The organism is Mycobacterium sp. SMC-4 (genome assembly GCF_025263265.1).
Taxonomy (GTDB): Bacteria; Actinomycetota; Actinomycetes; order Mycobacteriales; family Mycobacteriaceae; genus Mycobacterium.
Window position 1 is genome coordinate 1,816,990 of the sequence record NZ_CP079869.1, and the last position, 20,711, is coordinate 1,837,700.

Below are 20,711 nucleotides of genomic sequence, written 5' to 3' on the forward strand. Positions count from 1 at the left end.
CGCGGCACCCCCGACACGGCTCAGCGGACGTGGTCTGACCAGAAATCGACGGTCGACACGGCGGGCTCTGGGGCGGGTGTCGCACCGAGTATCCCGCACTCGACATAGTCACGCAGCTCGGCGCCGGCGATGCTGATCGCCGCCTGGTAGATCGACAGCACGGGATGGCCCGATGAGCCGTGGCCGGCGGGCAGATAGCAGTGCGCATGCACCGGCACCATCTGCGGGACGCGCGCCAGGTGGTAGGCGGCACTGCGCAACGCGTGTTTCATCTGGGCCGGACGCCGACCCCATCGGTCATCCCAGAAACTCGTCCACTCCACGGCGAACAGGATGCCCTCGACCGGAGATCGCAGGTGTCTGAGCGCGCTCCTGCGTCCGTCGGGGGTCCGCCAGTTCGGCCAGCCCGTGCCGACCGGCAACCCGGATGCCAGCAGCGCTCGGTGGTCCTCGGCGAAGCTGAACCCGAGTTCAACTTCCGCGCAGGCGATTTCGTCGTCGGATAGCCCCGGTTCGATGCGGATCGAACCCAGCGTAGCCAACCGCCGGGCGGCTTCGGTGCCGAGTGGTGTGCCGTGGCCGTGCGGATTCACATCGGCCTCACGGCATCTCGGCGCTGAAGCCGGGTTTCATACCGATGCTTTTAGAAGCTGTGCTGCGGACCCTGAGCCTTCTTGTAAAGAGCCTTGAGCATCCGGTCCCGGAACGCGGCGTTGTCGATCAGCTTCACCCCGGCGGCGGCGAGTCTGGGCTGACCGATCAGCTTGTGCATGTAGCGGCCACGCTTGTACTCCCGGCCCCACGCGGCTTCCATGCGTTGCGCGTAGTTGGTGAAGTCGTCGGGACCGCCGTTGGTCAGTGCCGCGATCGCGCATTCCCCTGCGGCCAGACCGGATTCGAGGGCCTTGGAGATCCCGGCGCCTGACGCCGGCTTGCCCGCACCCAGCGAGTCGCCGGTGAACAGCACCCCGGGACGCCACGGCGGCCAGGCGGTGAAACCCATCGGCAGTCGCCATGCGCGCACACTCTTGTTCTTCTTGAGCTCCTCGATCGGGGGCAGTTCCCACTCCGGTGGCAGAGTGCGCAGGAAATCGCCGAGGAACTGGGTGGCATTGATCGACTGCCAGTTCTTGTAACTGTTCACATAGCCCAGCCCGATGTTGAACATGCCGTGGCCCATCGGGAACACCCAGCCATAGCCGGGCAACTGATCGCCCTGAAACAGCAGTTTGAGATAGATGTCCAGCGAGTCCGAATCCGGCCGGTTGGCCGGCATCTCTGAGCGAATCGCGATCGCCTGATAGCCGTTGTACTTCGAGTCGATCTTCAACGCACGCTTGATCGGTGAGTAGGCGCCGTCGGCGGCGATCACCGCATCGCCCAGCACCTTCTCGCCGCCCTTGAGCACCACACCGACCACCCGGCCGCTGGCGTCGAGCTCCGGTCCGGCGACCTCGGCGCCCTGCCGGATCTCGGCTCCGGCGGACTCGGCGTGCTTGAGCAACACCGTGTCGAGGTGCGTGCGGCTGACCGTGTGGCCGTGGTCGGGCATGCCGGGGCGCTTCGGGAAAGACAGTTCCCAGCGGCTCGGGCTGAACACCGTCACCCGGTTGACCCGGTGGTAGGTGGCGACCTCGTCGGCCAGCCCCATCTTCTGCAGATAGCTGACCGCACGGGCGGTCAACCCGTCCCCGCAGGGCTTGTCGCGGGGGAACTGTGCCTTGTCACACACCAGCACCTTGGCGCCGGTCTGCGCGGCCTGCCACGCGGCGGCCGAACCTGACGGTCCTCCACCTGCGATGACCAGGTCGTATCGCTGCGTCATAGAACTCTCTCGTCGAGCGGCTGTCGCAGCGATAGTACCCAAACTCGGGCATCCGGGTCGGATACGGTCTTGGCAGGTCAGCGGCGGTGAAGCGGGTACAGTGAGCCGGGTGCGACGAGGGTCGAGGAAACGCTCCGCTGACGAACCGGGTGCCAAGGTCGATGCCCGCAGCGAACGCTGGCGCGAACACCGTAAAAAGGTGCGCTCCGAGATCGTCGACGCCGCATTCCGCGCCATCGACCAGCACGGCCCCGACGTCTCGCTGCGCGAGATCGCCGAGGAGGCCGGCACCGCCAAACCCAAGATCTACCGACACTTCACCGACAAGTCCGATCTGTTCCAGGCGATCGGGCAGCGCATGCGAGACATGCTGTGGTCGGCGATCTTCCCCTCGATAGACATCTCGACCGACCCCGCCCGCGCGGTGGTGTACCGCGCCGTCGAACAGTACGTTCGGTTGGTCGACGCGCATCCCAACGTCGTGCGATTTCTCATGCAGGGCCGCTTCGCCGAGCAGAGCGAGTCGGCGCTGCGCGCGGTCAACGAAGGCCGCGGCATCACGCTGGCGATGGCCGACATGTTCAACAACGAGCTCAGCGACATGGAACTGGACTACGCAGCGTTCGAGCTGGCCGGCTTCGCCACATTCGGCGCTGCCGCCTCGGCCACCGACTGGTGGCTGGGTTCGGAGCCCGAGAGCCCGCGCCGCCTGCCGTCAGAGAAGTTCGTCGACTACCTGACCACCATCATGGTCGGCTCGATCAACGGGACGTGCGAGGTCCTGGGAATCCGGATCGACCCCGACCTGCCGCTGCACGAAGGTGTCAGGCGCTCCGAAGAGGTGGCCTGAGGGGGTTCGCGGTACCAGCGTTCCCAGGTACAGTCGGGAAGATGACAGCCGCCGATCAGGCCGAACGTGGCGCCCAGGAGTCGCTGCCGGTGCACACCCGAACCCTGATCATCGGGTCGGGCTTCTCTGGTCTGGGTATGGCGATCGAACTGCAGCGGCGCGGGACCGATTTCCTGATCCTGGAGAAGGCTGGCGAAATCGGCGGCACGTGGCGCGACAACACCTATCCGGGATGCGCGTGTGACATCCCGTCGCACATGTACTCGTTCTCCTTCGAACCCAAGCCCGACTGGACCCACATGTGGTCCTTTCAACCCGAGATTCAGGATTACCTGCTCGGCGTCACCGAGAAGTACGGCCTGCGCCGCTACATCTGCTTCGATGCCCACGTCGATCGTGCGCAGTGGGACGACGACGAACAGCGCTGGTACGTCTTCACCAAAGACGGCCGCGAATTCGTCGCACAGTTCGTGGTGTCGGGTGCCGGCGGGCTACACATTCCCCTCATCCCGGAATTCGACGGCCTCGACGACTACCTCGCCGCGGGCAACACGGCGTTTCACTCCGCGCAGTGGGATCACGAGGTCGACCTGACCGGCAAACGTGTCGCGGTGATCGGCACCGGTGCCAGTGCCATTCAGATCGTCCCGGAGATCGTGGCAGACGTCGCCGAACTGCAGCTCTACCAGCGCACCCCGGCATGGGTGATGCCCCGGCCCAACAACCCCATCCCGCAGCGCATGCAGCAGCTGTTCGCCAATGTGCCCGGGACCCGTGCCGCGATGCGTGCGGGCATCTACTGGCTACACGAAGCCGTCGGGTTCGCGATGACACGTCAGCCCAAGCTGCTCAAACTCGGGGAGCTGGCCGGGAAATGGAACATCCGGCGTTCGGTGCAGGATCCAGAGCTACGACGCAAGCTCACCCCCGATTACCGCGCCGGCTGCAAACGCATCCTGAATTCCGATACCTACTATCGCGGCATCGCCGACCCCACGACCGAGGTGATCACCGACCGCATCTCCCGATTCAGCGCGGGCGGGATCGTCACCGCCGACGAGGACGGCCGCACCATCGAACGAGCCGCCGACGTGGTGGTCTTCGCGACCGGTTTCCACGTCACCGACTCCTACACCTACGTCCACATCAAAGGGCCCGGGGGAGAGGACCTGGTCGACCGGTGGAACCGGGAAGGTATCGCGGCGCTGCGCGGCATCACCGTCGCGGGTATGCCGAACCTGTTCTTCCTGCTCGGTCCGAACACCGCTTTGGGCCACAACTCGGTGGTGTTCATGATCGAAAGTCAGATCCGCTATGCCGCCCAGGCGATGGCGGCGGCGGATCGCGTCGGCGCTGCGACCGTCACACCGACCCGCGCCGCGCAGGATCGCTACAACGCCGAGTTGCAGCGACAGCTCGGCGGCACGGTGTGGAGCACCGGCGGATGCCGCAGCTGGTATCTCGACGAGCACGGTGTCAACCGCACCCTGTGGAGCGGCATGACGTGGCAGTACTGGCTGGCGACCCGGCGCTTCGACCCCTCGGAGTACACCCTGGTGTGAGCCGCGCCCGCGACACGCCACACACAACATCTCGTACTGCGCGGAGATGTCGGACACCAGTTGTAGTGTTGTGGTCATCGCCGGCGATTCCGCGGCGCCGCACAAAAAGCCAGGTGAAATGGGGTTCTCGTGAGTGATGGCATGAAACTGATCGACCGTGTCTCGGCCATCAACTGGAACCGCCTGCAGGACGACAAAGACGCCGAGGTCTGGCACCGGCTCACCGGCAACTTCTGGCTGCCGGAGAAGGTGCCGGTGTCCAACGACATCCAGTCCTGGAACACCCTCAACGAGCACGAGAAGCAACTCACGATGCGGGTGTTCACCGGCCTGACGCTGCTGGACACCATCCAGGGCACGGTTGGCGCGGTCAGTCTGATTCCCGACGCGGTGACCCCGCACGAGGAAGCGGTGCTGACCAACATCGCGTTCATGGAGTCGGTGCACGCCAAGAGCTACAGCAACATCTTCTCCACGCTGTGCTCGACGGCCGAGATCGACGACGCGTTCCGCTGGTCGGAGGAGAACCCCAACCTGCAGCGCAAGGCCTCCATCGTGATGCAGTACTACAAGGGCGACGAGCCGCTGAAGCGCAAGGTCGCCTCGACCCTGCTGGAGAGCTTCCTGTTCTACTCGGGCTTCTACCTGCCGATGTATTGGAGCAGCCGCGCCAAGCTCACCAACACCGCCGACATGATCCGACTGATCATCCGCGACGAGGCCGTGCACGGCTACTACATCGGCTACAAATACCAGCGCGGCTTGGCGTTGGAGGACACCGCCAAGCAGACCGAACTCAAGGACTACACCTACGAGTTGTTGTTCGAGCTCTACGACAACGAGGTCGAATACACCCAGGACCTCTACGACGGTGTCGGGTTGACCGAGGACGTCAAGAAGTTCCTGCGCTACAACGCCAACAAGGCGTTGATGAACCTCGGCTACGAAGCGCTGTTCCCACGCGACGAAACCGATGTCAACCCGGCCATCCTGTCCGCGTTGTCGCCGAACGCCGACGAGAACCACGACTTCTTCTCCGGTTCGGGTTCGAGCTACGTGATCGGCAAGGCGGTCAACACCGAAGACGAGGACTGGAACTTCTGAGGCTGGCGCGGCTGCCGGCCGGCGGGACAAGCAAAAGCGCCGAAAGGCAGCCAACGGAACAGGCCGACCCGAAGAATGGGATCGGCCTGCCACCGGAAGAGGACGCATGACCGACACGCCCGTCGACCCGCCGTCGCCCGACGATTTTCGCCGCAAGCTGGCCCACGTCGATCAAGAGTTCGCCGACGCTCGCCGCTACTTGTCGGCGTTGCATGCCGGTGACAACGAGGCGCTCAGTGCATTGATGGCGGAGATCCACCACGAAGGACGCGCCCTGAAGGTCCTGGCCGCAATGGCCGTCCAGGCCCTTGACTTCGCTGAGCTGTCCGCGGACCGTCTCGGCGGCGATGTTCAGACGTGGCTCGACGAGTCGATGGTGGCTCAGGACACCGCCGAGAACGAGCGCGACCAATCCGAGCTCGGTGGCGAGGGATGAGCCCCGCCGTCGCCATCCCGGCCGCGCGTAGAGCTACCGCAGCGAGGATGTGTCGATGACGAACCGGTACCGCACGTCACTGCTCAGCACCCGCGCGTAGGCCTCATTGATGTAATCCGGTGTGATGACCTCGATTTCGGGTGTTGCGTCATGCTCGGCGCAGAAGTCGAGCATCTGCTGGGTCTCGGCGATGCCACCGATCAGCGAGCCCGCGATCCGGCGGCGGCCGAAGATCAACGCCCCGGCGGGCACAGACATCGGATGCTCCGGCATGCCGAGCTCCACGAGCGTGCCGTCGAGCTTGAGCATCTTGAGGTAGCTCTGAAGATCGAGGTTGGCCGAAACCGTGTTGAGGATCAGGTCGAAGCGCCCCCGCAGATCCTTGAACGTGTCGGGGTCGCTGGTCGCCCGATAGTCGCCGGCGCCCAGACGCAGCCCGTCCTCCATCTTCTTCAGCGACTGGCTCAGCACCGTCACCTCGGCGCCCATCGCGACGGCCAGTTTGACCGCGATGTGGCCCAGCCCGCCCAGGCCGATCACCGCGACCCGCTTACCCGGGCCTGCTTCCCAGTGCCGCAGCGGGGAGTATGTCGTGATCCCGGCGCACAGCAACGGCGCGGCCTTGTCGAGCGGAATGGTGTCCGGGATGCTCAGCACGTAATTCTCGTCGACCACGATCGCGCCGCTGTATCCGCCCTGGGTCGGCTGACCGTCGCGGCCCACCGAGTTGTAGGTGCCGACCATGCCCGGGTTGTCGCAGTACTGCTCCTCACCGGCGAGGCACTGCGCGCACTCCCGGCACGAGTCGACGAAACAGCCGACACCGACGCGGTCGCCGACCTTGTGCATGGTGACCTCCGAGCCCACCTCGGTGACGACGCCGGCGATCTCGTGGCCGGGAACCAGCGGGTAGGTCGGCGCGCCCCACTCGCCGCGCACGGTGTGGATGTCGGAGTGGCAGATGCCGGCGAAGTGAATGTTGAACGCCACGTCATGAGTCCCGATCTCACGACGGCTGATGGTGGTGGGGGTCAGAGGGTCAGTGGCCGAGGTGGCCGCATAAGCGGAAACGGTGCGCAATTGTCATCCCTGTTCGTCGTCTGTGCCCTCGCGGCGGCTCCGCGCGACGGTTCAACTATGGGACAACCCGATCGCGGCAGGCTTTAGTCCACTAATGCCGAAGGTCACATCAGTTGATCGGGGCGTTGAGCATGCGCAGATCGGCCAGAATGCCGCGGGCCGCCACGACGCCGCCACCGCCGTCCTCGCCCTGCCAAATCGCGTTGTTGACCGCGAATACGCGGCCATCGCGGTTGGCGGACAACCGCTTCCACGCGTCGCCGCGCATCACCTCGGCTGCCCGGTCTTTGGCTTCCGCTGTGGCGAACGACACGTACACGATGTCGCCGTCGGCAGCGGAGAGGTCCGAACCGCTGTCCAGATCAGCATCGGAGATCCCGACTTCGACGAACGGCTTGTCAGTGAACCGTTGCGTCGCGGGGCGATCCACCCCCACATCGGCGAGCACCGTGCCGGGGAAGTTGTCGGTTCCGAAGATGCGCAGCGTGGTATCGGTGAACTGGACCACCGATGCCTGGAAGTGGGTGGCGTCGTTGTCGATCCCGGTCTGGGCGGCCGCCCGGTCGAAATCCTCGACGATGCGGTTGGCGGCCTCCAGCCGGCCGACAGCCGCACCGACCGTGCGCAAGTTGTCCTTCCAGCCCGCACCGGGTGGCCCGGCCAGCACGGTGGGTGCGATCTCGGCGAGCTCCGGGAACTGGCCGGCGGTCAGCGTCACCGAGCCGAGGATCAGATCGGGCGCGGCGTCGCGGATCGCTGCGATGTCGGGCTGGTTCCGGTGTCCTGCCGGGGCCACCTCGTGGATGACAGTGCCCAGATACGCCGGTTGATCGTCAGACCCGTCGGGCAGCGCCGCCACGACGATGCGCGACTGCAGCCCCAGCGCGCACAGCGCGTCGAGTTGATCTCCGGAGAGCACGGCGATGCGTTGCGGATCGGCGCGCACCGTGGTCGTCTCGGGCACCGGCGGCCGGACGCCGTGGGCTGCCGCGTTGCCCACCTCGCGGTCGGGGGGTCCGTCGTCGAGCGGGGCGGGCTCGGCCGCACACGACTCGTCGGGGCGCCGGTCGTTGCCGAGAACTCCGGCATCGGCAATGCGGGTGGTGCTGGTGATCACCGACTCGCCGGTCGGGGTCGTCATCGAACCGTCACCGGAACCGCAACCGCCGAGAACCACCGCAGCAGCGGTGGCCAGTACTGCCGCGCGGGGTAATATCCCGCCCGTTCGCGATCTGGTCCCCAGCACGTCGCCGACCGTAACACCTGGCTGTAGCGGCAGGTCAGGTCGTATCGACCGGCTCGCAGTAGGCTGAGTACGACCGTTTGTAGGACCACCCACTGCGCGCGGGGAAACAGCGGTTAGGATTCAAGGCGATGCAGGAGTGCCGGGACGCCCGGCGGAGTGCTCCGGGAAGTCGGGGCACGCGAAAGGTTGGAGGACCTGTTGGTAGCCGAAGCGCCCCCAATCGGTGAACTCGAGGCTCGGCGTCCGTTCCCGGCCCGACTCGGCCCCAAGGGCAATCTGATCTACAAGGTGATCACGACGACCGATCACAAGTTGATCGGCATCATGTACTGCGTCGCCTGCTTCATCTTCTTCTTCATCGGTGGGCTGATGGCGCTGTTCATCCGCACCGAACTCGCGATGCCGGGTCTGCAGTTCCTGTCCAACGAGCAGTACAACCAGCTGTTCACCATGCACGGCACGGTGATGTTGCTGTTCTACGCCACGCCGATCGTGTTCGGTTTCGCGAACCTGGTGCTGCCGTTGCAGATCGGCGCCCCGGACGTGGCGTTCCCGCGCATGAACGCACTGTCGTTCTGGCTGTTCCTGTTCGGTGCGCTGATCGCACTGGGCGGTTTCATCACCCCCGGCGGTGCGGCGGACTTCGGCTGGACCGCTTATGCGCCGCTGTCCGATGCGGTGCACTCACCCGGTGCGGGCGGAGACCTGTGGATCATGGGCCTGGCCGTCGGTGGTCTGGGCACCATCCTCGGCGGGGTCAACATGATCACCACCGTGGTGTGCATGCGTGCGCCCGGCATGACGATGTTCCGGATGCCGATCTTCACCTGGAACATCCTGGTGACCTCGATCCTGGTGCTGATCGCCTTCCCGATCCTGACCGCGGCGTTGTTCGGTCTGGCCGCCGACCGCCACCTCGGCGCGCACGTCTACGACCCGGCGAACGGCGGTGTGCTGCTCTGGCAGCACCTCTTCTGGTTCTTCGGCCACCCCGAGGTGTACATCATCGCGTTGCCGTTCTTCGGCATCGTCAGTGAGATCTTCCCGGTGTTCTCCCGAAAACCGATCTTCGGTTACACCACGTTGATCTACGCGACGCTGGGTATCGCGGCGTTGTCGGTGGCGGTGTGGGCGCACCACATGTACGCCACCGGTGCAGTGCTGCTGCCGTTCTTCTCCTTCATGACGTTCCTGATCGCGGTGCCCACCGGGATCAAGTTCTTCAACTGGATAGGCACGATGTGGAAGGGCCAGTTGACGTTCGAGACACCGATGTTGTTCTCGATCGGCTTCCTGGCGACCTTCCTGCTCGGCGGTCTGTCGGGTGTGCTGCTGGCCAGCCCGCCGCTGGACTTCCACGTCACCGACAGCTACTTCGTCATCGCGCACTTCCACTACGTGCTGTTCGGCACCATCGTGTTCGCGACCTACGCCGGGATCTACTTCTGGTTCCCGAAGATGACCGGCCGGATGCTCGACGAGCGGTTGGGCAAGCTGCATTTCTGGTTGACGTTCATCGGCTTCCACGTGACCTTCCTGGTGCAGCACTGGCTGGGCGATGAGGGCATGCCGCGCCGCTACGCCGACTACCTGGACACCGACGGGTTCACCACGCTGAACATCGTCTCCACCATCGGGGCGTTCATCCTGGGTCTGTCGACGCTGCCGTTCGTCTGGAACATCTTCAAGAGCTGGCGGTACGGCGAACCGGTGACCGTCGACGATCCGTGGGGTTACGGCAACTCGCTGGAGTGGGCGACAAGTTGCCCACCCCCGCGCCACAACTTCACCGAGCTGCCCCGCATCCGTTCGGAACGTCCGGCCTTCGAGCTGCACTACCCGCACATGATCGAGCGGATGCGCGCAGAAGCTCACGTCGGTCGCGCCCACGGACCCGAGGACGGCGACGTGACGCGGCTCGACGAAGAGAACGTCCGTACCTGACCCATCGACGGTGAGTGAATCCGACGCGTCGGCTGACCGCACCTCGGCGCGCAACCGGTCATCGCTGCTGATCACGGTGACCGGCCGGGACCAGCCCGGCGTCACTTCGGCGCTGTTCGAGGTGTTGTCGCGGCACCGCGTCGACCTGCTCAATGTCGAACAGGTGGTCATTCGCGGACGGCTCACGCTCGGTGTGCTCGTTGCTGTCCCGGCGGAGATTGCCGCGGGTCCGGTGTTGCGCGACGAGTTGACCGCCGCCATTCACGGGGTGGGCCTGGAGGTCAGCATCGAGGGCAGCGACGGCCTACCGGTGATGCAGGATCCCTCGACGCACACCATCGTCGTACTGGGTCGACCGATCACCGCGGGAGCGTTCGGGGTCGTGGCGCGGGAGGCCGCAGCACTGGGTGTGAACATCGACGTCATCCGCGGCGTGTCCGACTACCCGGTGACCGGGCTGGAGCTGCGGGTGTCGGTTCCGCCCGGAGGATTCGGCGAGCTGCAACGAGTGCTCGCGCGGGTGGCCGTCGAGCAGAGCGTCGACATCGCCATCGAGGACTACAGCCTGTCCCGGCGGGCCAAGCGTCTCATCGTGTTCGACGTGGACTCGACGCTGATCCAGGGTGAGGTCATCGAGATGCTGGCTGCGCATGCCGGCGCCGAAGCCGCTGTCGCCGAAGTCACCGAGGCCGCCATGCGCGGCGAACTCGACTTCGCCGAGTCGCTGCATCGCCGGGTCGCCACGTTGGCGGGCCTGCCGGCCGACGTGCTCGACCGGGTGGCCGAACAGATCGAGCTGACGCCGGGGGCGCGCACGACGCTGCGAACGCTGCGCCGGCTGGGTTATCACTGCGGGATCGTCTCGGGTGGATTCCGCCAGGTCATCGAGCCGTTGGCGCACGAGCTCATGATGGATTTCGTGGCCGCCAACGAACTCGAGATCGTCGACGGCAAGCTGACCGGTCGCGTCATCGGCGAGGTGGTCGACCGGCCCGGAAAGGCCAAGGCGCTGCGGGACTTCGCGCAGCAGGCCGGTGTCCCGATGGAGCAGACGGTGGCGGTGGGCGACGGTGCCAACGACATCGACATGCTGTCCGCGGCGGGGCTAGGGGTCGCGTTCAACGCCAAACCGGCCCTGCGTGAGGTGGCTGACGCCTCACTGAGCCATCCCTACCTGGATACCGTGCTGTTCGTCCTCGGGGTGACCCGCGGAGAGATCGAAGCTGCCGACGCGATCGACGGCATGGTGCGGCGGGTGGAGATCCCTGACTGACCGTCGGGTCACACCACGACGGTGACCGGCTCCGGGGACGCTGCACCGGTGACGTTGTGCCACGCAGTGGCCAGCAGCGCGACGGCTTCGTCGAGTTGGTCGTCGGGCAGTGCATACGGCACCCGCACGAACCGTTCCAGCGTTCCGTCGACACCGAAGCGCGGCCCGGCCGGCAATTCCAGACCGATCCGGGAGGCGGCCGCCGACAGTGCCGTGCTCATCGGTGCCGGCAAGCGCACCCACATCGACAGACCACCGGCACCTGAACCGGGCTGCCAGTCGGGCAGCCGCTCTGCCAGCAATCGACGCAGGAACTCCCGGCGGGCGCGCAGCATCTGCCGTCGCTCCGGGAGAACGTCCTCGGCCATCGCCAAGAGCTTTGCCGCCGTGAGTTGTTCGAGGATGGCCGTGCCCATGTCCACGGTCGGTCGGATCGCCGCCAGGGTGGCGATGACGCTGCGCTCGGCGCGGATCCATCCCACGCGCAGCCCTCCCCAGAATGATTTCGACATCGAGCCGACGGTGAGCACGAGGTCACGGCGATGTGGGCTCAGCTCGGTGGCCAGCGGGCGAGGTACAGGCTCGTCCAGCCAGATGTCGCTGATGGTCTCGTCGACAATGGTGCGGGTGCGCGAATCGGCGATCAGGCGCGCCATCCGGTTTCGGTCCGCTCCGGCCAGGGTGTGCCCCGTGGGATTGTGGTTGTCCGGGATCAGGTAGGCCAGATCGGGGGCCAGTTGGGCAACGGCGGCCGACATCGCCTCCAGATCCCAGCCGTCGTCGACCATCGGGACCGGCACCGCCGCCGCGCCGGACGCCGCGATGGCCGACAGGGCTCCGTGATAGGTCGGCTGTTCGACCAACACGCGATCACCCGGCTTGATGTAGGCCCGCAGGATCAGCCCGATCGCGTGCAGGGCTCCGGTGGTGACCATGACCTCGTCGGGTTCGGTGGGCAGGCCGCGCCGGCAGTACCTGTCGGCGACCGCCTCCCGCAGCGGTGCCGTGCCGACCAACTCGTGGCCCATCCCGTGCAGGTAGGGAGCGACATCGGCGGCGGCCTCGGCATAGGCCGTCAGCACCGCAGACGCCGGAGCTGCCAGCGCCGCTGCGGCAAGACCGGTGATGGGCGCCGGCGGCTGTGCTGCGGGGACGCCGGTCGCGGTCGGTAGAGCGACGGTGCTGCGGGCACCGCGGCGCGCAACGAGGTAGCCGTCCTCACGCATCTGGTTGTATGCGGCGGTGACGGTGGTGCGCGACACTCGCAGCGCCTCGGCCAGCACGCGTTCACTGGGGAGGCGGGCACCTACCGGCAATCGCCCGTCGATGATCAGCAGTCGCAGTGCGTCGGCCAGCCCGTGGTAAGCGGGACCGGTGCGGTTGGCCGTCCGCCAGTTCCCCAGCTCGCGGATCACCAGGTCCACTTCGAGAGATCGCAACGAAACACCAGTAGTCATTTGCAGCCAGTATTCGCCAACTGGCTATTGATAGGCAAGCCACATGAGCACAAACATGGCCACATGGCGAACTGGATATCCCGGCTGGCTGACCGGCTGGCTGATCTGTACCACCTGCCGGCGATGAACGGCGGTTACGACACCGAAGACCCGCAGGCACGCCGTGCCCGCGCCGACCTCGACGCCATCCGCATCCGCTTTCCCGACCACGCGTAGCACCGCGTCACTCGTTCGGTGGATTCGCGGTGCCCCAGCGCCGATGATGGAACCCGATGAGCCGACAGCAAGGTGGGAGAGTGGCCGGTTCCGATGTGCTGAGGGCGCTCGCCGGTGACGCGATGACGCTGTGTGGTGGCCGCCCACGCGCGATCCTGGGTATCGCGGGAACGCCCGGGGCGGGCAAATCCACGCTGGCCACGCTGCTGTGTCAGCGGGTGGCCGACGTGTGGGGAGCCGATACGGTGTGCCACCTGCCGATGGACGGATTTCACCTCGCCGATGCGCAGTTGCGTCGGCTGGGTCTGTTGGAGCGCAAAGGCGCACCCGAGACCTTCGACCCGTACGGATATGCGCACCTGCTGGACCGCGTCCGCCACGACCTCGAGGTGGACATCTATGCACCGGGATTCGACCGTGCCCTCGAACAACCCCTGGCTGGGGCTATCGCTGTCGCGCCGGCGACCCGGCTGGTCGTCACCGAAGGCAACTATCTGCTGCATGCGGATCTGCCGTGGCGACGGGCGCGCGCGCTGATGGACGGCGTGTGGTTCGTCACCGCCGAGCACCAGACCCGGCTGGACCGGCTGATCGCGCGACACATCGAGTTCGGCAAGACCCCGCAACAGGCGCGCGCGTGGGTGGCCAAGGTCGACGAAGGCAACGCCGAGCAGGTGGCGGCCACCGCGACCGCAGCCGACCGCGTCGTCATCAACGGCGTCCACGGCTGGGCGTTGGCCGCCTGACTACGATGGCCAGGTGGCAGTCGAGGAGTCTGAAGACGAGGCAGAGACCACCGATCCCGACCTGCTGATCGACTTCGCCAAGGTCACGCTGCGCCGTAACGGCAGGCTCATGGTCGGTCCCGTGACGTGGTCGGTGGAGTTGGACGAACGCTGGGTCATCGTCGGCCCGAACGGCGCGGGCAAGACGTCGTTGTTGCGCATCGCCGCGGCGATGGAGCATCCGTCGTCGGGCACCGCATGGGTGCTTGGCGAGCGACTGGGTCGGGTCGACATGTCAGAGTTGCGCTCTCGTGTCGGTTTGAGCAGCGCGGCGCTGGCGCAGCGGGTCCCCGACGACGAGGTGGTACGCGACCTGGTGGTGTCGGCCGGGTACTCGGTCCTGGGCCGTTGGCGGGAACGCTACGAGGAACTGGACTACCACCGCGCGCTGGACATGCTTGAGAGCGTGGGGGCCGAGCACCTCGCCGACCGCACGTACGGAACCCTGTCCGAAGGAGAGCGCAAACGGGTGATGATCGCCCGCGCGCTGATGACCGATCCGGAGCTGCTGCTGCTCGACGAGCCCGCCGCCGGGCTGGACCTCGGTGGGCGTGAGGAACTGGTGGCCCGCCTCAGCGATCTGGCCGACGACCCCGACGCGCCGGCCATGGTGCTGGTGACCCACCACGTGGAGGAGATACCCCCAGGATTCTCGCACTGCCTGATCCTGTCGGAAGGCGCCGTCGTGGCCGCCGGCCTGCTCAGCGATGTGCTGACCGCCGAGAACCTGTCCAGCGCGTTCGGCCAGTCCATTTCCCTGGACGTGATCGACGGGCGCTACTTCGCGCGCCGCACCCGCACCCGCGCGGCCCATCGACGCCGGGCCTGACGGCCCGACTGCAGAGGAGCAGAGATGACCGACCCCCTCGTTCCGCTCGTTCCGCGGCCCGCCGCGACCGTCATGTTGATCCGTGACGAGGCCACCGGATCCGCCGATGGGCTCGAGGTGTTTCTGATGCGCCGCCACTCGGCCATGGACTTCGTCGCCGGGGTCATGGTTTTTCCCGGCGGCGGGGTCGATGACCGCGACCGCAACGCCGACGTCGCCTGGCACGGCCCCGACCGGCAATGGTGGGCACGCCGCTTCGGCATCGACGTCGAGCTCGCTGAAGCGTTGGTCTGTGCGGCCGCCCGGGAGACCTTCGAGGAGTCCGGGGTGCTGTTCGCCGGGTCTGCCGACGACCCCGACCTGCTGGTCGACGATGCGACGGTCTACCGCGAGCAGCGCGCGGCACTGGAGAACAAGTCATTGTCGTTCGGCGAGTTCCTGCGCTCGGAAAAGCTGATGCTGCGTGCAGATCTGCTGCGCCCGTGGGCCAACTGGGTGACACCGAAAGAGGAGCGCACCCGCCGTTACGACACCTACTTCTTCGTCGGAGCCCTGCCCCAGGGGCAGCGCGCCGACGGCGACAACACCGAGACAGACAAGGCTGACTGGGTCACCCCGCAAGCAGCGCTGGACGACTTCGCCGACGGGCGTAGTTTCCTGCTACCTCCGACGTGGACACAGCTCGACGCCCTCAACGGCCGCACCGTCGCTGAGGTTCTCGACGTCGAACGCCAGATCGTCGCGGTCGAGCCGTCGCTGTCGGCGGAGCGCAACGGCAACTGGGAGATCGAGTTCTTCAACGGCGAGCGCTACAACGAGGCGCGAAACCGCCGCTCGCCGCAGGGATACACCGACGGGGTACCGCTGGCGTGACTGAGTTCGTCAACGTCGTACCTGCCGCGGGCGACGTGCCCGAAGGATTGGCGACGCTGCTGTTGTCGCGTCCGCCTACCAATGCGCTCACCCGGCAGGTGTACCGCGAGCTCGCTGAGGCGGTCGCCGAGCTCGAGACGCGCGACGAGATCGCCGCGGTCGTGGTGTTCGGCGGGCATGAGATCTTCTGTGCCGGCGACGACATGGCCGAGCTGCAGACCTTGAATGCCGCTGAGGCCGAAATGGCCGCGCAGGGGTGTGCGCAGGCGCTGGATGCTCTCGCCGCGCTGTCCAAGCCGACTGTGGCGGCCATCACCGGCTACGCGCTGGGCGCTGGGATGACGCTGGCACTGGCGACGGACTGGCGGGTCAGCGGTGACAACGTCAGATTCGGCGCGACCGAAATTCTGGCCGGACGGCCTCCGGCCGGCCCCAGCGCCCGGCGGCTGGCCGAGACCATCGGCCGCAGCAAGGCCAAGGATCTGGTGTTCAGCGGGCGGTTCGTCGACGCGCGCGAAGCGCTCGAACTCGGGCTGGTCGACGAGTTGGTGGCCCCGGACGGGGTCTACGACGCGGCGCTGGCCTGGGCCGCCCGATTCCTGGACTATCCGCCCCCGGTGCTGGCCGCCGCCAAAGCCGCCTTCACCAGTGATGACGTGCTCGCCGACGGTCGACTCGACCGCGCCCGTTAGGCTGCCCTTCATGACGAGTTCCGATGTCACCGACCCGGCTCCGACGCCACACGCCACCCAGGAGCAGGTCGAGGCCGCGATGCAAGACTCGAAGCTGGCCCAGGTGCTGTATCACGACTGGGAGGCCGAGACCTACGACGACAAGTGGTCGATCTCCTACGATCAGCGGTGCGTGGACTACGCCCGCGGCCGGTTCGATGCGGCGGTGCCCGAGGACGTACAGCGGGAGTTGCCCTACGACCGCGCGTTGGAGCTGGGGTGCGGGACCGGATTCTTCCTGCTCAACCTGATCCAGGCCGGGGTGGCGCGGCGCGGGTCGGTGACCGATCTCTCGCCGGGCATGGTCAAGGTGGCGACTCGCAACGGGCAGTCGCTCGGGCTCGACATCGACGGCCGGGTCGCCGACGCCGAAGGAATCCCTTACGACGACAACACCTTCGACCTGGTGGTCGGGCATGCAGTGCTGCATCACATCCCCGACGTGGAGCTGTCGCTGCGCGAGGTGGTCCGGATCCTCAAGCCGGGCGGGCGGTTCGTGTTCGCCGGTGAACCGACGACGATCGGTAACCGGTATGCGCGTGAGCTCTCCACACTGACGTGGCGCATCGCGACGAACGTCACCAAGCTGCCGATGTTGGCCGACTGGCGCCGTCCCCAGGCCGAGCTGGACGAATCCTCGCGTGCCGCGGCGCTGGAGGCCGTGGTGGATCTGCACACCTTCGATCCGGGCGATCTGGAGCGGATGGCGACCAGTGCCGGAGCGGTCGAGGTGCGCACGGCCAGCGAGGAGTTCACCGCGGCGATGCTCGGATGGCCGGTGCGCACCTTCGAGGCGGCGGTGCCCCCTGGTCGGCTGGGTTGGGGCTGGGCCAAATTCGCGTTCAACAGCTGGACCACGTTGTCCTGGGTGGACGCCCACCTCTGGCGCCGGGTGGTGCCCAAGGGCTGGTTCTACAACGTGATGATCACCGGGGTCAAGCCGTCGTAGAGTTCACCCTCGACGATGTGCGCTACCTCAGCGGTGACGCCGGTCGCGCGGCACTGGCCCGGGTGGCCGGCCACACCCTGAGTCGAGCCACCCTGATCGCCGATATCGCCGCACTACGAACAGATTTCGGTGACCGCACGGCGGTGCTGGTCGAGACGGTCCAGTTGCGCCGCAAGGCGTTGGCCAAGCTGCCGGACCCATCGCAGTGGTTGTTCACCGACACGGCCGTGCAGCAGGCCACCGCCAGTGTGGTCGCCCAACATCGGGCGCGGCGCCTGTCGGGCCGGGTCGTGCACGACGCGACCTGTTCGGTGGGCTTCGAGCTTGCCGCGCTGCAGGACTGGGCGCGATTCGTGGTCGGCACCGACCTCGATGCCGTCCGGCTGGCTATGGCCCGTCACAACCTCGGCCCGTCGGTGGCGTTGTGCCGCGCCGACGCGTTGCGCCCGGTCACCGAAGGCGCTGTCCTGGTGGTGGATCCGGCGCGCCGGGACGCCGCGGGCCGACGGTTCGACCCGCGGGCCTACTCGCCACCGCTGGACGATCTGCTTGCCATGTTGGTCGGTCGGGACTATGCCGTGAAGTGTGCTCCCGGAATCGACTTCACCGCGGTGCAGGCCATGGGTTTCGACGGGGAAGTGGAGATCGTGTCCGCCGGTGGCAGTGTCCGGGAGGCGTGCCTGTGGTCGAGGGGACTGACCGGCAGCGCGGTGCAGCGGCGCGCCACGGTACTCGACGCGGGGGAGCAGCTCATCGACACCGAACCCGACGAGTGCGGGGTCGCCCCGGCCGGCCGTTGGCTGATCGATCCCGACGGGGCGGTGGTGCGGGCCGGCCTGGTGCGGCACTACGCCGTCCGCCACGGCCTGTGGCAGATCGATCCAGACATCGCCTACCTGTCCGGGAATCGGCTGCCCGACGGCGTGCGTGGGTTCGAAGTGCTCGAGCAGCTGCCGTTCAACGAACGGCAGCTGCGCCAGGCGCTGGCGCTGCGCCACGTGGGCGTCGCCGAGATCCTGGTGCGCGGCGTCGACGTGGACCCCGACCTGCTGCGCCCGCGGCTGCGGTTGCGCGGATCCGAGCGGGCTTCGGTGGTGATCACCCGGCTCGGCACCAAAGCGGCAAGCCGGGCAACGGCATTCATATGTCGTCCGTCACGTTGATCGCTGACGTACCCTGACTGCAAGAGCGCCCGAAGTCCGATGCGGCGCCGATCGTAAGGACCTCGATGCGCATTCTCGCTCCTGCGCTGGTGACCGCCGGTCTGGTCGCCGGCTGGCTGGCCGCCCCGGCGGCCGCGGCCGCACCGGCATGCACTGAACTGGGAGGTGCCGTCGATGTCGACCAGACCTGCCAGGTGCACCTGGAGGAACAGACCTACCGGGTGGATTTCACCTTCCCCGTCGATTACCCGGATCAGCAGGCGCTGGTCGCCTATCTCACCCAAACTCGGGACGGATTCGTCAACGTTGCCGGAATGCCCGGCTCCTGGAACCTGCCCTACGTACTGGACGGCCGGGGAACCTCCTACCGCAGCGGCCCCGAGGATGCCGGCACCCGCAGCGTGGTCTTTGAGGTGTACGAGAACGTCGGTGGAGCCCATCCGCAGACCTGGTACAAGACCTTCAACTGGGACGTCGCCGGCCAGGCGCCGATCACCTATGACACCCTGTTCGAGCCGGGCGCCGAACCGCTCGACGTGATCTACCCGATCGTGCAATCCGAGGTGTCCCGTCAGCTCGGTATCGACTCGCCGATATCGCCGGCCGACGGCCTCGACCCGGCCAAGTACCAGGAGTTCGTGCTGACCGACGACGAGGTGATCTTCTTCTTCGGTCAGGGTGAGGTCATGGCAGGCGCCGGTGGCGCGTTGCAGGCCGCGGTCCCGCGGTCGGCGCTGGCCGACATGCTGGCGGTCTAGCAGCAGATCAGCCGGTGGTGGCGGGCTGCTTGTCCTTGCCGGTGCTGGGGTCGTAATTCTCCCAGAAGGTGGCGTTGCGGATGCCCAACGCGAGTGGGTCGAACATCGGGTCCAGTCCCTGCGCCTTCTGCTTCTCGTAATCGCGCAGTGCCTTGTAGGCGGGCTGCTGCAGGATGATGATGCCCACGATGTTCAGCCAGGCCATCAGCCCGACACCGATGTCGCCGAGCGTCCAGGCATCTGATGCGGTCGAGACCGCGCCCATGGTGACCGACACCAGGATCAGGGCCTGCAGCAACATGGTGGCGTTGGAGCCCACGGTGCCTCGGATGACGGGGACGTCGATGGTGGCGGCCTTGCCCAGCAGGAAGCGCAGGTTCGTTTCGGCCATGTAGTAGTACGCGATGATCGTGGTGATGCAGAAGAAGGCCAGCGAAATAGCGATGAAGCTGGATCCGGCCCCGCTCCACAACGTGTCGAAACCTGCCTGGGCGAAGGCGGGACCGACTTCGGCGCCCTCGGCCAGGATGGATCCGCCCTCGCGGATCACCGCACCGCCGGCGGTTCCGTCGTCGTAGACCCGGTAGGCCCCGGTGGACAGGATCAGGAATCCGGTCGCCGAGCAGATGAACAACGTGTCGACGTAGACCGCGAACGACTGCACCAGGCCCTGTTTGGCCGGGTGGGAGACCTCCGCGGCCGCGGCCGCGTGCGGGCCAGTGCCCTGACCGGCCTCGTTGGAGTAGATACCGCGCTTGACACCCCACATGACCGCTGAGCCGATGATGGCGCCGAACGCCGAATCGATACCGAAGGCGCTGGAGAAGATCAAGGCGATGATGCCCGGAATCGCCGAGGCGTTGATCAGCACGATGATCAGCGCCAGGGTGATGTAGACCAACGCCATGAACGGCACCACGATCGAGGCGAACGTCGCGATGCGCTTGACGCCGCCGATGATGACGAAGGCCAGCACGATCACGGTGACCACAGCGACCCACCAGGTCGAGAAACCCCACGCGGAGTTCATCGCCGAGGCCATCGAGTTGGACTGCACGCTGGGCAGCAGCAGGCCCATCGCCAACAGGGTGACACCAGCGAAGACAAAGCCGTACACCCGCATCAACCCGGCCGCACCGGTGTGCGAGAGCGCAGTGGAGAAGTAGTAGGCAGGCCCGCCGCGATACTCACCGGTGAGCCTGTCGCGGTCCTTGTAGATCTGGCCCAGCGTCGACTCGACGAACGAGGTGGAGGCGCCGAGGAACGCCACCATCCACATCCAGAACAACGCACCCGGGCCGCCGAATGCGATGGCCGTGGCCACGCCGGCGATGTTGCCGGTACCGACACGGCCGGCCAACGACATGGTCAGCGCCTGGAAGCTGGAGACACCCGACGGCGACTTCTCGCCCTTGAGCATGAGGCGGACCATCTCGGGAAGCTGGCGCACCTGGACGAAGCGCGACCGCAGCGAGAAGTAGACACCCGCGCCCAGACAGAGATAGACCAGCGTCTCGTGCCACACCAGATCGTTGACGCTGCTGAGGAATTCCGACACTTGTGGCCCCCTGTTGGCGTTCCCGGCTGCTCCGAGCCAGCTGTGCGTGCATGCTGGCACGGCTGCGAAAGA

The 20,711-nt window shown here is 66.7% G+C and carries 20 protein-coding genes; 14 read left to right on the forward strand and 6 right to left on the reverse strand.

Annotated features, from left to right (window positions below):
* Positions 1-20: 20 nt before the first annotated feature.
* Together KXD98_RS08785 and KXD98_RS08790 are read right to left on the reverse strand one after the other, a co-directional pair.
* A complete protein-coding gene (locus tag KXD98_RS08785; RefSeq protein ID WP_260763373.1) occupies positions 21-593 on the reverse strand; it encodes a hypothetical protein in 573 nt (190 codons plus the stop codon).
* A gap of 50 nt (positions 594-643) precedes the next feature.
* A complete protein-coding gene (locus KXD98_RS08790; RefSeq protein WP_260763376.1) occupies positions 644-1,825 on the reverse strand; it encodes an NAD(P)/FAD-dependent oxidoreductase in 1,182 nt (393 codons plus the stop codon).
* Positions 1,826-1,934: 109 nt separating this feature from the next.
* On the opposite strand from KXD98_RS08790, the gene KXD98_RS08795 reads away from it, so the two are divergent.
* The 4 genes from KXD98_RS08795 (at position 1,935) to KXD98_RS08810 (ending at position 5,777) form a co-directional block, all read left to right on the forward strand.
* On the forward strand, positions 1,935-2,675 hold the full coding sequence (locus KXD98_RS08795; RefSeq protein WP_260763380.1) for a TetR/AcrR family transcriptional regulator: 741 nt from the start codon (positions 1,935-1,937) through the stop codon (positions 2,673-2,675).
* Between the two features lie 41 nt (positions 2,676-2,716).
* Positions 2,717-4,237 (forward strand): NAD(P)/FAD-dependent oxidoreductase, encoded by a 1,521-nt coding sequence (locus KXD98_RS08800; protein WP_260763381.1) that lies wholly within the window; start codon positions 2,717-2,719, stop codon positions 4,235-4,237.
* Between the two features lie 141 nt (positions 4,238-4,378).
* A complete protein-coding gene (gene nrdF / locus KXD98_RS08805) occupies positions 4,379-5,341 on the forward strand; it encodes a class 1b ribonucleoside-diphosphate reductase subunit beta (RefSeq protein WP_396883139.1) in 963 nt (320 codons plus the stop codon).
* A gap of 106 nt (positions 5,342-5,447) precedes the next feature.
* Entirely contained in the window at positions 5,448-5,777 is a 330-nt protein-coding gene (locus KXD98_RS08810) for a hypothetical protein (RefSeq protein WP_260763386.1), read from the forward strand.
* A 33-nt stretch (positions 5,778-5,810) separates the two neighbouring features.
* On the opposite strand, the gene KXD98_RS08815 is transcribed toward KXD98_RS08810, so the two are convergent.
* Positions 5,811-6,857 (reverse strand): NAD(P)-dependent alcohol dehydrogenase, encoded by a 1,047-nt coding sequence (locus KXD98_RS08815; RefSeq protein WP_260763388.1) that lies wholly within the window; start codon positions 6,855-6,857, stop codon positions 5,811-5,813.
* Between the two features lie 109 nt (positions 6,858-6,966).
* Entirely contained in the window at positions 6,967-8,103 is a 1,137-nt protein-coding gene (locus tag KXD98_RS08820) for an ABC transporter substrate-binding protein (protein ID WP_396882744.1), read from the reverse strand.
* 198 nt (positions 8,104-8,301) lie between these two features.
* Between KXD98_RS08820 and ctaD the strand changes: the two genes are divergently transcribed.
* Both ctaD and serB read left to right on the forward strand, forming a co-directional pair.
* Positions 8,302-10,047, forward strand: coding sequence for a cytochrome c oxidase subunit I (gene ctaD / locus KXD98_RS08825; protein WP_260765077.1), 1,746 nt, complete (start codon positions 8,302-8,304; stop codon positions 10,045-10,047).
* Between the two features lie 10 nt (positions 10,048-10,057).
* Positions 10,058-11,320 carry a phosphoserine phosphatase SerB gene (gene serB / locus KXD98_RS08830; protein WP_260763392.1) on the forward strand — a complete coding sequence of 421 codons (1,263 nt, stop codon included), beginning with the start codon at positions 10,058-10,060 and terminating at the stop codon, positions 11,318-11,320.
* A gap of 8 nt (positions 11,321-11,328) precedes the next feature.
* Here the strand turns inward: serB and KXD98_RS08835 are convergent, their stop codons facing one another.
* Positions 11,329-12,777: a PLP-dependent aminotransferase family protein gene (locus KXD98_RS08835; protein ID WP_260763394.1), complete on the reverse strand. Its 1,449-nt coding sequence runs from the start codon at positions 12,775-12,777 to the stop codon at positions 11,329-11,331.
* Positions 12,778-12,840: 63 nt separating this feature from the next.
* On the opposite strand from KXD98_RS08835, the gene KXD98_RS08840 reads away from it, so the two are divergent.
* The 8 genes from KXD98_RS08840 (at position 12,841) to KXD98_RS08875 (ending at position 19,081) form a co-directional block, all read left to right on the forward strand.
* Positions 12,841-12,993: a hypothetical protein gene (locus KXD98_RS08840; protein WP_260763396.1), complete on the forward strand. Its 153-nt coding sequence runs from the start codon at positions 12,841-12,843 to the stop codon at positions 12,991-12,993.
* A gap of 80 nt (positions 12,994-13,073) precedes the next feature.
* Positions 13,074-13,739, forward strand: coding sequence for a nucleoside/nucleotide kinase family protein (locus KXD98_RS08845; RefSeq protein WP_313901276.1), 666 nt, complete (start codon positions 13,074-13,076; stop codon positions 13,737-13,739).
* A gap of 13 nt (positions 13,740-13,752) precedes the next feature.
* Complete coding sequence (locus KXD98_RS08850; RefSeq protein WP_260763398.1) at positions 13,753-14,607, forward strand: ABC transporter ATP-binding protein; 855 nt, start codon at positions 13,753-13,755, stop codon at positions 14,605-14,607.
* Positions 14,608-14,631: 24 nt separating this feature from the next.
* The gene (locus KXD98_RS08855; RefSeq protein WP_260763400.1) at positions 14,632-15,480 is read left to right on the forward strand and encodes an NUDIX hydrolase; all 849 of its coding nucleotides are present in this window, start codon (positions 14,632-14,634) and stop codon (positions 15,478-15,480) included.
* A complete protein-coding gene (locus KXD98_RS08860) occupies positions 15,477-16,172 on the forward strand; it encodes an enoyl-CoA hydratase (protein WP_260763402.1) in 696 nt (231 codons plus the stop codon). The genes KXD98_RS08855 and KXD98_RS08860 overlap by 4 nt, the downstream gene beginning before the upstream one ends.
* A 10-nt stretch (positions 16,173-16,182) precedes the next feature.
* Positions 16,183-17,160, forward strand: a complete 978-nt coding sequence (locus KXD98_RS08865; protein WP_260763404.1) for a class I SAM-dependent methyltransferase — start codon at positions 16,183-16,185, stop codon at positions 17,158-17,160.
* Between the two features lie 17 nt (positions 17,161-17,177).
* The gene (locus tag KXD98_RS08870; RefSeq protein WP_396882748.1) at positions 17,178-18,323 is read left to right on the forward strand and encodes a THUMP-like domain-containing protein; all 1,146 of its coding nucleotides are present in this window, start codon (positions 17,178-17,180) and stop codon (positions 18,321-18,323) included.
* Positions 18,324-18,388: 65 nt separating this feature from the next.
* Complete coding sequence (locus KXD98_RS08875; RefSeq protein WP_260763405.1) at positions 18,389-19,081, forward strand: esterase; 693 nt, start codon at positions 18,389-18,391, stop codon at positions 19,079-19,081.
* Positions 19,082-19,088: 7 nt separating this feature from the next.
* On the opposite strand, the gene KXD98_RS08880 is transcribed toward KXD98_RS08875, so the two are convergent.
* Positions 19,089-20,639, reverse strand: coding sequence for a sodium:alanine symporter family protein (locus tag KXD98_RS08880; RefSeq protein ID WP_260763407.1), 1,551 nt, complete (start codon positions 20,637-20,639; stop codon positions 19,089-19,091).
* Positions 20,640-20,711 lie beyond the last annotated feature (72 nt).

Coding starts and splice junctions, on each gene's coding strand:
- KXD98_RS08800 (WP_260763381.1), top strand. CDS start 2,717: ATGACAGCCGCCGATCAGGCCGAACGTGGCGCCCAGGAGTCGCTGCCG.
- KXD98_RS08865 (WP_260763404.1), top strand. CDS start 16,183: ATGACGAGTTCCGATGTCACCGACCCGGCTCCGACGCCACACGCCACC.
- nrdF (WP_396883139.1), top strand. CDS start 4,379: ATGAAACTGATCGACCGTGTCTCGGCCATCAACTGGAACCGCCTGCAG.
- KXD98_RS08790 (WP_260763376.1), bottom strand. CDS start 1,825: ATGACGCAGCGATACGACCTGGTCATCGCAGGTGGAGGACCGTCAGGT.
- KXD98_RS08855 (WP_260763400.1), top strand. CDS start 14,632: ATGACCGACCCCCTCGTTCCGCTCGTTCCGCGGCCCGCCGCGACCGTC.
- KXD98_RS08875 (WP_260763405.1), top strand. CDS start 18,389: ATGCGCATTCTCGCTCCTGCGCTGGTGACCGCCGGTCTGGTCGCCGGC.
- KXD98_RS08840 (WP_260763396.1), top strand. CDS start 12,841: ATGGCGAACTGGATATCCCGGCTGGCTGACCGGCTGGCTGATCTGTAC.
- KXD98_RS08810 (WP_260763386.1), top strand. CDS start 5,448: ATGACCGACACGCCCGTCGACCCGCCGTCGCCCGACGATTTTCGCCGC.
- KXD98_RS08835 (WP_260763394.1), bottom strand. CDS start 12,777: ATGACTACTGGTGTTTCGTTGCGATCTCTCGAAGTGGACCTGGTGATC.